This window comes from Rathayibacter sp. AY1F4 (assembly GCF_002931775.1).
GTDB lineage: Bacteria > Actinomycetota > Actinomycetes > Actinomycetales > Microbacteriaceae > Rathayibacter.
In genome coordinates this window covers 110,472-123,952 of sequence record NZ_PSVE01000009.1, presented here as the reverse complement: position 1 = coordinate 123,952, position 13,481 = coordinate 110,472, and the positions used below count along the sequence as shown (strand labels likewise).

The following is a 13,481-nucleotide window of genomic DNA, read 5'->3' as shown; positions in this document are numbered from 1 at the left end:
TCGGGGCGGGCCGAGGAGGTCGGGTCCGCGAGCGGGGGGCCCTGGCGCCCCGTCCGCGCGATGCCGGCCCGCCGCCTATCCTTGAGGGCGATGTCGAACTCCCGCGCCGAGGCCGCCTACCTGCGCTCCCTCGGCGCCTTCCGGACGCCGACCCTCGATCTCCTCCACGGCCGCTACGCGCCGTTCGTCGTCGCCGCCCTGTCGCTCGTGTTCACGGTCGACAGGCAGGCGGTGGCCGTCGCCGACGCGCACGCCGAGGTGGGGGAGCTGCTCGAGGAGCTGCGCTCGGCCGGGTACGACGAGGGCGAGCGCGCGCTGCCGAGCGGCACGGCGCGCGAGGTGTGCCGCTACTGGGTCCGCGTCGGCTGGCTCGTGCCGCAGATCGAGGGCGAGGCCGAGGTCTACCGGCTGAGCGCCCATGCCGTGAGCGCCCTCGAGATCACCGGGCGCACCGGTGGCGGACGCACGCGCGTCTCGAACTCGCGGGTGCGCACCCTGCTGGAAGCGGTCGAGCGGCTGGCCGCGGACGTCGATCCCGACCCGGAGGCCCGGCTCTCGCGGCTCCGCGAGGAGCGGGCGCGCCTGGACGCCGAGATCGCGGCCCTCGAGGAGGGCGCCGGTCTCGAGCCCGCCGACGACGAGCAGCTCCTGGAGGAGGCCGAGAACGTGGTGCACCTCGCCCGCGAGCTGCCGGCCGACTTCGCGCGGGTGGCGGAGTCGATCAAAGCGATGCAGCGCGACGTGGTCGCGGACCTGCGCCGCGACGTCCGTCCGACCGGCGAGGTGCTGCGGGAGTACCTCGAGCGAGGTCAGCACGTGATGCAGGCCACCAGCGAGGGCCGTGCGTTCGCCGGAGCCCTCCGCCTCCTGGGCGACCCCGAGCGCATCGACGCGCTCGCCGACCAGCTCCACACGGTGCTCGTGCAGCCGTTCTCCCGCCTGATGGACCCCGCCCAGCGCGGGGAGCTGGCCGCGATCGGCCGGCGGGTGGAGCTGGGCGTGCAGGAGGTCCTGACCGCGCAGCGTCGCGCGTCCCACGTCATCACGGGCCAGGTCCGCACCCACGACCCGGCTCGCGACCGCCAGGTGGACGAGCTGCTGCGCGACGTGATGGCGGGACTCCAGGAGTGGACGGGCGGGATCTCGCCGGACGCGCCGGTCGCGCCGCTGCGGCACCTGCCCGTCGCCGGGATCGGCCACCTGCGGCAGACCCTCGGAGACGTGCGCCCGGCCGGCGGGCCTGCGCCCCTGGCCGGAGACGACGGCGACGCCGAGTTCGTCGGCGACGACAGCCGGGCCTGGGGCGGTCCCCGGTACGCGGAGCTGGAGGCCTACGTGGCGGAGCTCGGCGACGAGTTCGATCTGGCGGACGCGTTCAGCGCGGCTCCGGAGGACACGCGACGGCCCGTCGACCTGCTCGGGCTGCTCGAGATCGCGCACCGGACGGGCCTCGTCGACCGCGAGGGCTACTCCGTCGTGAGCACGCGCCGACCCGACGGGACCGTGCGCCGCTTCGCCTTCGGATCCGTGACCGCCCGCACCGAGGAGGAGACCGACGATGAGTGACACCCTGGCGACCGACGGGACCGCCGCCGATCCGTTCATCGCGCCCGTGTCGATGGAGGAGGACCCCGACGAGCTCTTCCCCGGCGACCGCGGCGTCCTCGACACCGAGGTGCGCCGGGTGCTCGTGCACGTGCTGCAGCGCCGCTTCCTCCTCGCCGACCGCCACCGCGAGCAGTGGGCCGTGCTCCAGGAGCACCGGCAGCTGATCGAGTCGCGGCTGAACGACCTGTTCGTGCGGCTCGTCGTCGACCACGAGCGCGGGGTCGCCTACAAGCAGCAGGTGCGCTCCGACGAGGTGGAGATGCCGGTGCTGCTGCGCGACCTCCCCTACACCCGCGCCGAGACGCTGGTGCTGGTGCACCTGCGCACGGTCCATCAGCGGGAGTCGGCGGCCGGCGAGGCGTCGGCGCGCGTGGACGTCGAGGAGGTCGAGCAGACGGTGCTCAGCTACTTCGCCGACGCCGAGCGCGACACCGCCCGCCGGCAGCGCATGGTCCGCAAGGCGCTGGAGCGGCTCGGCCGCGACGGCATCGTCGACGAGGAGTCCGCAGGGCGGTACCGGATCAGCCCGATCGTGGAGATCGTGCTGAGCGCGCCGAAGCTGCGGGAGCTGAGCGACTGGCTGCGCGGGCGCAGAAGCGAGGAGGCGTCTCCGGCCGGGGGAGCGGCGCTCGCCGAGGAGCCCGGCTCCGTGGATCGGGAACCGGCGGACGCGGACCTTCCCGACGACGAAGGTCCCGACGACGACACCCCCGACGACGACACCCCCGACGACGACCTCCCCGAGGACGACCTCCCCGAGGACGACCTCCCCGAGGACGACACCCCCGACGACGACACCCCCGACCCGGAGGACGACCCCCGATGACGATGCTCGACACCCTCTTCGGCCTGATCCCCGCCGCCTCCCGCGGTCAGCAGTGGCTCGCCGAGGACCTGCAGCTGGTCAACTGGGGCGGCTACGACGGCGCGCACCGGGTCCGCTTCTCGCCGGGGGCCACGCTGCTCTGCGGCGGCTCCGGCTCCGGCAAGTCCACGCTGATGGACGCCTACATCGCCCTGATGATGCCGCACACCACGCCGTTCAACGGCGCCTCGAACGGCGGAGTGACGGGCCGTCCGCGCGGCGAGGACCAGCGCAACATCCTCTCCTACGCGCGCGGCAAGCTCGACGAGTCGCGCACGGACGAGGGCACGACCATGCGCGTCCTGCGCGGCGACGGAGTCGACACCTGGACCGCCGTCGCGATGACCTGGGTCGACCACGACGGCTCGCGCTTCAGCGCGGTCCGCGCCTGGTACGTCCCGGCCGGCTCCCGGGTGCTCGAGGAGACCGTGCGGATCCGCGCGAGCGCCGAGGGCCCGGTCGACCTCGCCGCGCTCGACCGGGTGGCGGCGCACCGCTTCTCCGACGCGTCGCTGCGCGCGGCGGGCCTGGATCCGCTCGGCACCGACCGCGAGTTCTCGGCGCGTCTGCACGCGGTGCTCGGCATCGGAGCGGCGGGAGCCGGATCGAAGGCGATGAGCCTGCTCGCCCGCATCCAGGCCGGCCAGCAGATCACGACCGTCGACGACCTCTACAAGCGCCTCGTGCTCGAGGAGCCCGAGACCCTGGCCTCCGCCGACGCGGTCGTGGCCCACTTCGACGAGCTCGAGAGCACCCGGCAGCGGATGCTCACCGCGCGCCAGCAGGTCGCCGCGCTCGAGCCGTTGCGGGGCCTGCGCCTGCGCATCGCCGCGTCCGCGGAGCGCGTGCGCCTCATCGACGCTCTCGGGGAGTTCGATGCCCCGGTGTCGCCGGCGGCCCTGTGGCGCGCTGAGCAGCGCCTCGGCCTGCTGCGCGACGTCGAGGCCGAGCTGCGCGAGCGCACCCGCGCCGTCGACGCCGTGCTCCGCGAGAAGCGGGCGCTCGCCGAGGCGGCGGAGTCGGAGCGGGACGGGCTCGCCGAGGTGCTGCGGGCCTCCGGCGGCGACCGCCTCGAGACGGCCCAGCGCGAGCTCCGCGAGGTGGAGCGGCGGCTGGGCGCGGCGCGCGAGAACCGCGCCCGGCTCGAGGAGGACCTGCACGCTCTCGGCGAGCCGGAGACCACCCGCGAGCGGTTCGAGGCGGTGCTCGCCCGGGCGGCGAGCGCGGCCGACGCCAAGCGCAGCACCCGTGCGGCCTGGTCGGACGCGGTCGCCGAGCGGAAGGCCGCGGCGCGCGAGCTCGCCGAGCTCGAGGCGGAGCAGCGCTCGGCCTCGGACCGTCGGGACAGCATCCCCCGGCCTCTGCACGAGGCGCGCGAGCGGATCGCGGAGGCAGCCGGCCTCACCGCCGACGACCTGCCCTTCGTCGGCGAGCTGGTCGAGGTGCGTTCCGAGTTCGAGCCCTGGCGCGAGGCGTTCACGCTCGCCCTCGGCGGCTTCGCGACGACGCTGATGATCGACTCCGCCCACCTCGACCGCTTCCGACGCGGCATCGACTCTCTCCGGCTCCCGGTCCGGCTCCGCTACGAGGGCGTGGAGACCGGGCTCGAGGAGGTGCGGGGCCTCGACCCGCAGACGCTGCCCGGGCGCCTCGACTACCGCGCCACCGCCTTCACCGGCTGGCTGCAGGACCGGCTCGAGGACCGCTTCGGCTACGTGTGCGTCGACAGCGCTGCGGAGCTCGGACGCCACCGGCTCGCCCTGACCCTCACCGGTCAGCTCTCGCAGGGGCAGCGCGGTGCGCACGGCGGCCACGGCGCCGCGAACGTCCTCGGTTTCTCCAACTCCCGTCGACTCCGCGAGCTGAGCGCCCTGGTCGAGGCGGCCCGGGCCCGCAGCGCGGCGGCCGTCTCGGCGGCGTCGGCGGCGGAGGAGGCCCTCGATGCGCTCGACGACCGGATGACGCGCCACGCCCGCCTCGCGCTGGTGAGCTGGGAGACGGTCGACGTCGAGTCGCTGCTCGCCGAGCAGGAGCGCTGGGAGGCGGTCGGCGCCGAGGCGGCGGAGGCGAACCCCGAGCTCGCCGGCCTGCAGGAGCAGATCGACGGGCTGCGCGGCCGCCTCGAGCGCCTCCGCCAGGAGATCGCGCGCGCCGGTGTGGAGCGCGAGCGGATCGAGGCGGAGTGGGCCGTCGTGGTCGACGACGTCGACGCGAGCCAGGCGGTTCTCGATGCGGCGGAGCGCGCAGGTCGCGAGCTCGACGACGACCAGCGCGCCTTCCTGGACGCCCGGTTCACGCTGACCGAGGCCGCGGCGTCCGGCAGCGCCTCGGACGTCCTGGTCCGCTTCGACGCAGCGCTCGCCACGGCGGCGCAGCGACTGGCGGAGGACCGCCGCTCCGCGGCCGAGGCGCACGAGCAGCAGCGCGAGAGCGCCGGCCGGATCATGGCCGGCTTCCTCGACCGCTGGCCGAATCCCAACCTGCTCGCGGACCCCGAGGCGTCCGCGGGCGACTTCGAGCGGCTGCTCGACGCCCTCGAGACCAGCGGCCTGCACCGGCTCGAGACCGAGTGGCGCGACAGCCTGCTCACGCTCTCCGGCAACGACCTCACGAGCTTCGACTCCACGCTCGGCCGCTCGCTGCGCGAGATCCGCGAGCGGATCGAGCCGATCAACGTGATCATGCAGGACCTGCCGTTCTACGACGACGGCCACCGCCTGCAGATCACGACGCGCGAGAACCAGTCGGAGGTGCGCCGTCGCTTCCGCCGCGAGCTCCGCGAGGTGCGCGCGCAGATCCAGGCCGTGTCCGCGGAGGAGGAGCGCGAGCAGGTCTACCGGCGGATGTCCCGGCTCATCCAGCGGCTGCGGCGCACCGCGCCCGACTTCGGCGACCTCGTCGACGTCCGCAACCACGTCCGGGTCAGCGCCGAGCGCGTGGACGCCGTCACCCGAGCGCACGTGGCGCTGTACGACCACATCGGCGAGAAGTCCGGCGGGGAGTCGCAGGAGCTGATCGCCTTCATCGTCGGAGCGGCGCTGCGCTATCAGCTCGGCGACGCGGGAGCAGACCGCCCCCGGTACGCGCCGGTCTTCATGGACGAGGCGCTGATCAAGGCCGACGCTCACTTCACCAAGCGGGCGATCGGTGCGTGGCGCGGTCTCGGCTTCCAGCTCGTGATCGGCGCCCCGAACGACAAGTACAGCGCGATCGAGCCGCACGTCGAGGTGGAGTACGACATCCTCAAGGACACGCGCGGACGCTCCTGGGCCAGGCCGAAGGTGGGCCTGGCCCCCTAGGGCTGCGTGCCGATCTTCGCGTGGCTGCGCGAGTAGGCGAAGTAGATCGCGAAGCCCACGGCCAGCCAGATCAGGAAGCGCAGCCAGGTCTCGATCGAGAGGTTGAGCATCAGGTAGGTGCAGATCAGGGCCGAGAGCAGCGGGAGCCACGGGTTCAGCGGGACCCGGAAGCCGCGCTTCAGGTCGGGCCGCTTGCGGCGCAGCACCACGACGCCGACCGAGACCAGCACGAACGCCGAGAGCGTTCCGATGTTGACCATCTCCTCGAGGACGCCGATCGGAGTGAGCCCGGCGAGCAGCGCGACGACGATCGTCACGACCACGGAGGTGAACCACGGCGTGCGCAGGCGCGGGTGGACGGTGGCCAGGCGCCGGGGGAGGAGTCCGTCGCGCGCCATCGCGAAGATGATGCGCGTCGCTCCGATCAGCAGCGTCAGCACGACGGTGGTCAGACCGGCGACGGCGCCGGCCGAGATGACCGTCGCCATCCAGGTCTGCCCGTGGTAGGCGAACGCGTTGGCGAGCGCGGCCGACGGGTCGAGCTCGCGGTAGGGGACCATGCCGGTCACGACGAGGGCGACGGCGCAGTACAGGACCGTGCAGATGATCAGCGAGGCGATGATGCCGATGGGCAGGTCGCGCTGGGGGCGGCGGGTTTCCTCCGCGGTCGTCGCGACGACGTCGAACCCGATGTAGGCGAAGAACACCAGGGAGGCGCCGGCGATGATGCCGCCGACCCCGAACGTGGCCGGCTCGATGCCCGAGAGGAACTGGAGCAGCGGCTGGGTCAGACCGGACGCGGACTGCGAGGGCTCGGCGGCGGGGACGAACGGGGTGTAGTTGGCGGTGTTCACGAACTGCAGGCCCGCGATGATGACGAACAGGACGATGAACAGCTTGATCGCGACGAGCACCAGGTTGACGCGCAGCGATTCCTTGATCCCGAAGGTCATCAGCGCGCCGAGCACGAGGACGAGCAGGATCGCCGGCACGTCGACCACGCCGCCGTAGGTGAGTGCCGGCGGGAGAGTCACTCCCAGCTGCTGCAGCAGCGACCCGAGGTACGCGCTCCACCCCTGCGCGACCACGCTCGCTCCGAGGAACAGCTCGAGGATCAGGTCCCAGCCGATGATCCAGGCGAAGAGCTCGCCGAGGGAGGCGTAGGAGAAGGTGTAGGCGGAGCCCGACACTGGGACCGTGGAGGCGAACTCGGCGTAGCACATGGCCGCGAGGGCGCAGGCGAAGGCGGCGACGACGAAGCTCAGGACGATCGCCGGTCCGGCGATGTCGTGGGCGGCGCGGCCGGTGAGGGTGAAGATGCCGGCGCCGATGACGACTCCGACGCCGAAGACCGTGAGATCGAGCGCGGTCAGCGACTTCTTGAGCTTGTACTCGGGCTCATCGGTGTCGGCGATCGACTGCTCGACGGACTTGGTGCGGAGGAGGCTCACGGTGGTTCTCTCTGTGGGCTGCGAGGTGGAGGCGCGAGGGCCACTGGGGAGGATAGCGGGGCGGGCGCCTCTGCCGCGCCGGGCGTCGCGCGAGTACGCTTCCCGGCCATGAGCAGGATCTTCTCCGTGGCGTTCGCCGACGTGCACCCCCTCTACGTGGCGAAGGCGGAGCGCAAGGGCCGGACGAGGGAGGAGGTCGACGAGGCGGTCCGCTGGCTCACCGGCTTCTCGGACGAGGAGCTGGCCCGGCACCTCGAGAGCAGGACGACCTTCGAGGAGTTCTTCGCGGCGGCGCGCCTGCCTCCGCAGGCCTCGGCGATCACGGGGGTGATCTGCGGCGTGCGGGTCGAGACGATCGAGGATCCGCTGATGCAGCGCATCCGGTACCTCGACAAGCTGATCGACGAGATCGCGAAGGGACGGCCGAAGGCGAAGGTGCTGCGGGCTCCCGCGGCCGGCTGAGCCGCCGGCCCCGGGCGCTCCTCCACAGGCGCCGATCCGCTCCGGTTCTCCCCGGTCCGGGCCGGCGGGATCTCGCGCCGCCGGCGACGCGAGCAGGGTGTCGGACATGACATCCACACAGCGAACCCCTGCTCCTCCGTCCCGCCGCCGCGATCCCGAAGTCCTGCGGGCGAGCGCGATCCAGGACCTCCTGGCGGCCGTCCCCTCCATCATCGGCATCCGTCCGGAGGAGTCCGTCGTGGTGGTGCCGTTCCTCGGCACGCGCGCCGGAGGCGGCTTCCGGATCCCGCTCCCGGAGACGTTGCGCGGGATGGAGGCGGAGGCGCTGGCGGGCGGCTGCGCGGCCATGATGGAGACGATGCCGCGGGCCACCGGTGTGCTGGTGGTGGTCTGCACCCGTGCGGGCTACGCCGAGGAGCGGGGGATCCCGCATCTCGACCTCGGCCGCGCGGTGCTCCGGCGCCTGGAGCGCACGCGCCTGGACATCATCGCCGCAGCCTGCATCGCCGCCGACGGGTGGGGGCGCTACACGGACGCCGAGGAGTGCCGCAGGCCACGTCCGCTCCTCGAGATCGAGCGGAGCGAGACCGGCGTCCTCGCCCGAGCGGTGGCCGACGAGCCTCTGGACATCGACGCGCTCTCCGTGCTGCCGCCGGTCGTCGAGGAGGATCGCGCGCTCGTCGCGGAGGTGCTTCGCCGGCCGCCCCTGGTCGGCGACACGGAACGGCTCGTCGAGCGCTGGCTCAGCGGACCGCGGGACGTCCGCCGCGAAGGACTGATCGTGCGGACCCTGCAGTCGCCGCCCCTCCGAGACCGGGTGACCGTGCAGATCGCGCGGAGCCCGCAGGCGGGAATGGGAGTGCCGCCCGGCGCGGTGCGCGACGCCCGCGCCGGAACGGACGACGACCATGACCTCGAGCTGTCGGCCCTGCTGCTCGGCAGCGGGAGTGCTCCGGAGCGCGGCCGTCTGGCGCGGGCGACCGGGCTCCTCGCCCGCGCCGCCGCGCTGGCGCCGGAGGAGGCGCGCTCCTCTGTGCTCACCGTTCTCGCGTGGTGCTGGTGGGCGAGGGGAGTCTCGAGCCTCGCGGGGCTCCACCTCGACGAGGCGCTGCGGCTCGACCCCGACGACTCGATGGCCCGGCTCTACGCCTCGCTGTTCGCGGCCCGCCCCCTGCCGGACTGGGTGCTCGCGGCCGCTGCCGAGGCCCTCGATGCCGCGAGCGCCTGAGGTCGGGCGCCGGCCGGTGCGCTCGCCCCGGAGACGGATGCTCTTGCGCGGGGGAGGGGACGGCCCTAATGTGCAACCACATGGTTGTACGTATGGACGCCGATATCGACCTGCTCTTCCGGGCGCTGGCCGACAGCACCCGCCGCGACATCGTCGCCCGGGTGCTGGTCGGCGAGCAGTCCGTCTCCGCACTCGCGGCGCGCTACGAGATGTCGTTCGCGGCGGTGCAGAAGCACGTGGCCGTCCTCGAGCGGGCGGCACTCGTCCGCAAGCGGAGGAGCGGGCGGGAGCAGCTGGTGCAGGGCGAGGTCGCCGCAGTGCGGCGGGCGTCGCGCCTGCTCGACGCCTACGAGCAGCTGTGGGCGGGGAGGATCGACCGCATGTCGGACCTCCTCGACGAGGAGTGACACCCGCGAGCCGACCGGCGCGCGGGATCTGCTGGAGGGAGAGGTGCGATGAGCGTGCTGCAGTCCGTGAAGGACATCGAGGAACTGACCCTGACCGTGACCGCCGAGTTCGACGCGGGGATCGAGCGCGTCTGGCTCCTCTGGACGGATCCGCGCCGCCTCGAGCGCTGGTGGGGGCCGCCGACCTGGCCGGCGACCTTCGAGCGGCACGAGCCGGTCGAGGGCGGACGGAGCGCCTACGTCATGACGGGACCGGACGGCGAGCAGGCGCGCGGCTGGTGGCGCGTGACCCGGGTGGAGGAGCCGACGCGGTTCGAGTTCGAGGACGGCTTCGCCGACGAGCGCGGCGACCCGGTCGACGCGCTGGGGATCACCCGGGCCACGGTCACCCTCGACGAGATCGGGCCGGGGCGCACGCGGATGGTCCTCAGCAGCCGTTTCGAGTCGGTCGAGCAGCTCGAGCAGATGGTCCAGATGGGCATGGAGGAGGGACTCCGCCAGGCGATGTGTCAGATCGACGCGATCCTGCTCGAGGACTGAGTCGGCGCCCATGGAGGCTCAGCGCTCGCCGCGCCGAGCCTCCGTGTGGAGGAGCCGCCCGCGCTACTGCTCGGAGTCGGTGAGGGCGGCGGCGTAGGCGCGGACGGAGCGCTGGTACCGGGGGAGCCCCGGAGCCAGCGCCTCCAGCGCGATCCGCAGGGCCTCGTCGACGCGCCCGGCGCTGTGCAGGGCGAGCGCGAGGAACACCTCCCGCGCGGAGCCCACCGCGGGGTGCGCAGCGGCGCCGGCGAGGAGGTCGATCGCCTCGTCGGTGCGGCCGAGGTTCCGGAGTGTCGAGGCGTACTGGATCGTCAACCGCGCCCGCCGCTCGTCATCCAGACCGTCTGCGAGAGCGCGCTCGTACTCGACCGCCGCCTCCGCCTCGTGTCCCGCGCTGTCGAGGGCGCCTCCCAGCTCGAAAGCGGCGACTCCGTCGTGTCCCGGGTAGCGGGCTGCGAGGACGCGCATCCGCTCGACGACGCCGTCCGGGTCGTCCTGAGCGTCGAGGCGCTCGACCGCGGCGAGCCAGAGGGCGAGCGCGTCGATTTCGGAGCGGTCGGGGTCGGAGGCGCGTGTCTCGGTCACGCCTCCGACGCTACCGCGCCCGCACAGTGCGGCGGAGCGGGGCTACGAGGCGGTCGAGTCGGCGCCGTCGTCGTCCGACCCGCCGTCGTCGGAGCCGGAGGTGCCCGCTCCGACCGGCGCGGCGCGTCGCCCGGCCTCGATCAGGGCGGTCGACGCAGCCGCTCCGCCGATCAGGGCGAACAGCGCCCAGCCGGCTCCCCACTTGCGCTTGCCGAACAGGGCGTCGAACGAGAGCGCGCCAGGGCCGTCCGCGACGATCGCGGCCGTCGCCGCGACGAGGACGGCGTTGTACTCCCACCCGCCGCCCGCGTTCCACAGGCCGTTGCTCCAGTGCACCTTGCGCACGGCGGTGACCATCGTGGCGACGAGTCCGGCGGCGGCGAGCGGAGTCGCGGCGCCGAGGGCGAGAGCGGCGCCTCCGGCCGTCTCGGTCACCGCTGCGGCGACGGCGTTGCGCCGGGCCGGGTGCATCTCCAGGCTCGACATCATCTGCTCGGTGCCGTCGAGGCCGGGGCCGTCGAACGAGCCCCGCAGCTTCTGCAGACCGTGTCCGACGAAGAGCCCGCCGACGGCGAGACGGAGAACGAGTGAGCCGACCTTCATGGTGACCTCCGGGGTGGGGTGGGGACGTGTAGTGCGAGGGTCCCGGCTGCGCCGCGCCCGGTCAAGGGGTCGCGCCCGGTGAGCGGGCCGCTCGGGAGGCGTGCGCGCTCGGGGAGGGCTCAGAGCAGCGCGTAGGCGGAGGCGTCCATCATCACGGTGTCGTCGGTGCACACCTGGAGCTCGGCCGGGGCGCGGACCGCGCCGTCCGGGGCGTCGAGGACCTCGGCGACGAGGAACGCGGAGGTCCCGACCGCGCAGCCGTAGGCGCCGGGGGAGTGCCAGGCGACCCGGACGTCCGCCCGGGCGCCGGGGACGAGGATCACGGGAGCATCGGGGTTCGGGCCGGACGCGTCGGCGACCGCGCTGATCCGGTTCCCGTCGGCGTCGGTCGCGTAGACGCCGGGGATGCCCGCGAGAGCGCAGTCCGAGGAGGAGGTGCTGGTGAGCACGAGGTCGAAGGCGCTGTTCCCGGCACCCGACGCGTCGGGGTCGGGGCGGTACTCCATCGTCAGGTCGGAGCCCGTGCAGCGCGCCGCCGCCGGATCCGCGGCGGGAGAACCGGTCGACGAGGGCTCGGGGGTCGCCGTGACCGTCACGGTCACGGTGGGAGTCGGCGTCGGAGCGGGAGTCGGCGAAGAGGTCGCGGTCGCGGTCGGCGTCGGGAGCGGCGTCCGCGCGGACGGGGCTCCGCCGCTGCCCGCGCAGCCGGAGAGGACGAGGACGAGTGCTGCTGCTGCCAGCGCGGAGGCGCCGGTCCGGTGCGAGAACGTGCTCATGTCCGCAGTCTGCCACCGCCCGGACCGATCGGCCCCGCGGATCCGCGAGCATTCTCGGAGGTCCCGGTCAGGGAGGCGGAGGACGGATGCGGCGGGCGTCCGGAGGTGCCCCTCCTCGCGCCCGCCGCACCGGGGTCGGCGCTAGACGCGGACGACCATCTTCCCGGTGTTGCCGCCGCGCATCATCGAGAGGAACGCGTCCACGGCGTGGTCGATGCCGTCGACGACGGTCTCGTCGTAGGCGATCTCTCCGTCGGCGAACCAGCCGGCCATCAGCCGGTTGAACTCCGGCGCGTGGTCGAGGTAGCCGGACAGCGTGAATCCGCGCAGCGTGAGACCGCGGGTGATGATGTTCGCCATGTTGTCGGGGCCGGGCGTCTTCTCGGTGCTGTTGTAGCCGGCGATCGCTCCGCAGAGCGCCGCGCGGCCGCCGTCGCGGAAGGCGTCGAGGGCCGCTTCGAGGTGGTCGCCGCCGACGTTGTCGAAGTACACGTCGATCCCGTCGGGCGCGGCCTCGGCCAGCTGCTCGCGGACCGGGCCGGAGTGGTAGTCGAAGGCGGCGTCGTAGCCGTACTTCTCGGTCAGCAGGGCGACCTTCTCGGCCGAGCCCGCGGATCCGACGACCCGCTCGGCTCCGAGGAGGCGCGCGATCTGACCGGCGGCCGAGCCGACGGCTCCCGCGGCGCCCGAGACGAAGACGGTGTCGCCCTCCTTCATGCCCGCGATGGCGGTGAGCCCGACGTACGCGGTGAGTCCGGTCATCCCGAGGATGCCGACGCGGAGCGAGAGCGGCACTCCGGGGATCTCGGGGACGACGCGGAACTGCGACGACTCGGCCTGCACGACGTCGCGCCAGCCGAGCTGGTGCAGGACCGCGCTGCCGACGGGGAACGCGGGGTCGTCGGAGACGGTCACCCGGCCGACGGCACCGCCGGTCATGGTCTCGCCGAGGGCGAACGGCGGGGTGTAGCTCTTCACGTCGTTCATGCGGCCGCGCATGTAGGGGTCGACCGAGAGGAAGGCGTTCTCGACGCGGATCTCGCCCGCGGCCGGATCGCCGTACTCGACGGTCGCGGTCCGGAAGTCCTCGGCGACGGGCCAGCCGTCGGGGCGGCGGACGAGCTGGATCTGGGTGCTGGTGACGGTGCTCATAGGACCTTTCGTGGTGGTGGAGCGGAGGGGATCAGAGTGAGAGGCCGACGGCGAGAGCGATCAGGGCGAGCAGACCCGGGGTCATCTGGGTCAGCGCGGCGCGGCGCTTGGTCGGAGCGGAGAGGAGCAGGACGAGTGCTGCGGCGACCATCGATCCGGCGCCGGCGAACACGAGGGCCGCGCCGACGGCGGTGGCGCCGATCGCGACGGCGACGATGCCCGCCACGGTGACGACGGCGAGGAAGAGGTTGTAGAAGCCCTGGTTGTAGGCCATCTCCTTCGTCGCCTCCGCCTCGCCGGCGGTCGTGCCGAACGTCGATCGGGCGCGCGAGGTCGTCCAGAGGACCGACTCGAGCACGAAGATGTAGACGTGCAGCGCCGCGGCGAGAGCGGCGAGCACCAGTCCGAGAACGATCACGGCGGGCCTCCAGGCGATGGTCGTGATGCGGAGGGCTCCGCACCGATTGTGTAACGACCAGTCCACAATATACTGGAGCGAGCGGTC

Annotated in this window: 13 protein-coding genes; 7 read left to right on the top strand and 6 right to left on the bottom strand. The window is 73.3% G+C overall.

Going from position 1 to position 13,481, the window contains the following annotated elements:
• Positions 1 to 90: 90 nt before the first annotated feature.
• Genes C5C59_RS07805 through C5C59_RS07795 form a run of 3 tightly spaced genes read left to right on the top strand, consistent with a single transcriptional unit; the run spans position 91 to position 5,772 of the window.
• On the top strand, positions 91 to 1,566 hold the full coding sequence (locus C5C59_RS07805; protein ID WP_104238579.1) for a DUF3375 domain-containing protein: 1,476 nt from the start codon (positions 91 to 93) through the stop codon (positions 1,564 to 1,566).
• The gene (locus C5C59_RS07800; RefSeq protein ID WP_104238580.1) at positions 1,559 to 2,434 is read left to right on the top strand and encodes a DUF4194 domain-containing protein; all 876 of its coding nucleotides are present in this window, start codon (positions 1,559 to 1,561) and stop codon (positions 2,432 to 2,434) included. The genes C5C59_RS07805 and C5C59_RS07800 overlap by 8 nt, the downstream gene beginning before the upstream one ends.
• Positions 2,431 to 5,772 (top strand): ATP-binding protein, encoded by a 3,342-nt coding sequence (locus C5C59_RS07795; protein ID WP_104238581.1) that lies wholly within the window; start codon positions 2,431 to 2,433, stop codon positions 5,770 to 5,772. The genes C5C59_RS07800 and C5C59_RS07795 overlap by 4 nt, the downstream gene beginning before the upstream one ends.
• On the opposite strand, the gene C5C59_RS07790 is transcribed toward C5C59_RS07795, so the two are convergent.
• Positions 5,769 to 7,223: an amino acid permease gene (locus C5C59_RS07790; RefSeq protein ID WP_104225409.1), complete on the bottom strand. Its 1,455-nt coding sequence runs from the start codon at positions 7,221 to 7,223 to the stop codon at positions 5,769 to 5,771. The genes C5C59_RS07795 and C5C59_RS07790 overlap by 4 nt on opposite strands.
• Before the next feature lie 108 nt (positions 7,224 to 7,331).
• Between C5C59_RS07790 and C5C59_RS07785 the strand changes: the two genes are divergently transcribed.
• From C5C59_RS07785 to C5C59_RS07770, 4 genes are all read left to right on the top strand, one after another.
• Complete coding sequence (locus tag C5C59_RS07785) at positions 7,332 to 7,685, top strand: DUF2200 domain-containing protein (RefSeq protein ID WP_104238582.1); 354 nt, start codon at positions 7,332 to 7,334, stop codon at positions 7,683 to 7,685.
• A gap of 106 nt (positions 7,686 to 7,791) precedes the next feature.
• Positions 7,792 to 8,913 (top strand): DUF4192 family protein, encoded by a 1,122-nt coding sequence (locus C5C59_RS07780; protein ID WP_104251254.1) that lies wholly within the window; start codon positions 7,792 to 7,794, stop codon positions 8,911 to 8,913.
• Positions 8,914 to 9,005: 92 nt separating this feature from the next.
• On the top strand, positions 9,006 to 9,320 hold the full coding sequence (locus tag C5C59_RS07775) for an ArsR/SmtB family transcription factor (RefSeq protein WP_374953892.1): 315 nt from the start codon (positions 9,006 to 9,008) through the stop codon (positions 9,318 to 9,320).
• Between the two features lie 48 nt (positions 9,321 to 9,368).
• Entirely contained in the window at positions 9,369 to 9,860 is a 492-nt protein-coding gene (locus C5C59_RS07770) for an SRPBCC domain-containing protein (protein ID WP_104238584.1), read from the top strand.
• 63 nt (positions 9,861 to 9,923) lie between these two features.
• Here C5C59_RS07770 and C5C59_RS07765 read toward each other — a convergent pair whose 3' ends face one another.
• The 5 genes from C5C59_RS07765 to C5C59_RS07745 all read right to left on the bottom strand — a co-directional run bounded on the left by C5C59_RS07765 (position 9,924) and on the right by C5C59_RS07745 (position 13,394).
• Positions 9,924 to 10,445, bottom strand: a complete 522-nt coding sequence (locus C5C59_RS07765) for a tetratricopeptide repeat protein (RefSeq protein ID WP_258062647.1) — start codon at positions 10,443 to 10,445, stop codon at positions 9,924 to 9,926.
• 42 nt (positions 10,446 to 10,487) lie between these two features.
• Complete coding sequence (locus C5C59_RS07760) at positions 10,488 to 11,048, bottom strand: DoxX family protein (RefSeq protein WP_104238585.1); 561 nt, start codon at positions 11,046 to 11,048, stop codon at positions 10,488 to 10,490.
• Between the two features lie 119 nt (positions 11,049 to 11,167).
• Positions 11,168 to 11,824, bottom strand: coding sequence for a DUF4232 domain-containing protein (locus C5C59_RS07755; protein WP_104238586.1), 657 nt, complete (start codon positions 11,822 to 11,824; stop codon positions 11,168 to 11,170).
• Between the two features lie 141 nt (positions 11,825 to 11,965).
• The gene (locus C5C59_RS07750) at positions 11,966 to 12,976 is read right to left on the bottom strand and encodes an NADP-dependent oxidoreductase (RefSeq protein WP_104238587.1); all 1,011 of its coding nucleotides are present in this window, start codon (positions 12,974 to 12,976) and stop codon (positions 11,966 to 11,968) included.
• A 31-nt stretch (positions 12,977 to 13,007) separates the two neighbouring features.
• Positions 13,008 to 13,394: a DUF1304 domain-containing protein gene (locus C5C59_RS07745; RefSeq protein WP_104238588.1), complete on the bottom strand. Its 387-nt coding sequence runs from the start codon at positions 13,392 to 13,394 to the stop codon at positions 13,008 to 13,010.
• Between the last annotated feature and the right edge of the window lie 87 nt (positions 13,395 to 13,481).

What these genes read in the sequence shown, in the direction of transcription:
- C5C59_RS07805 (WP_104238579.1), top strand. Translation starts at nt 91, where the DNA reads ATGTCGAACTCCCGCGCCGAGGCCGCCTACCTGCGCTCCCTCGGCGCC.
- C5C59_RS07800 (WP_104238580.1), top strand. Translation starts at nt 1,559, where the DNA reads ATGAGTGACACCCTGGCGACCGACGGGACCGCCGCCGATCCGTTCATC.
- C5C59_RS07795 (WP_104238581.1), top strand. Translation starts at nt 2,431, where the DNA reads ATGACGATGCTCGACACCCTCTTCGGCCTGATCCCCGCCGCCTCCCGC.
- C5C59_RS07785 (WP_104238582.1), top strand. Translation starts at nt 7,332, where the DNA reads ATGAGCAGGATCTTCTCCGTGGCGTTCGCCGACGTGCACCCCCTCTAC.
- C5C59_RS07780 (WP_104251254.1), top strand. Translation starts at nt 7,792, where the DNA reads ATGACATCCACACAGCGAACCCCTGCTCCTCCGTCCCGCCGCCGCGAT.
- C5C59_RS07775 (WP_374953892.1), top strand. Translation starts at nt 9,006, where the DNA reads ATGGACGCCGATATCGACCTGCTCTTCCGGGCGCTGGCCGACAGCACC.
- C5C59_RS07770 (WP_104238584.1), top strand. Translation starts at nt 9,369, where the DNA reads ATGAGCGTGCTGCAGTCCGTGAAGGACATCGAGGAACTGACCCTGACC.
- C5C59_RS07760 (WP_104238585.1), bottom strand. Translation starts at nt 11,048, where the DNA reads ATGAAGGTCGGCTCACTCGTTCTCCGTCTCGCCGTCGGCGGGCTCTTC.
- C5C59_RS07755 (WP_104238586.1), bottom strand. Translation starts at nt 11,824, where the DNA reads ATGAGCACGTTCTCGCACCGGACCGGCGCCTCCGCGCTGGCAGCAGCA.
- C5C59_RS07750 (WP_104238587.1), bottom strand. Translation starts at nt 12,976, where the DNA reads ATGAGCACCGTCACCAGCACCCAGATCCAGCTCGTCCGCCGCCCCGAC.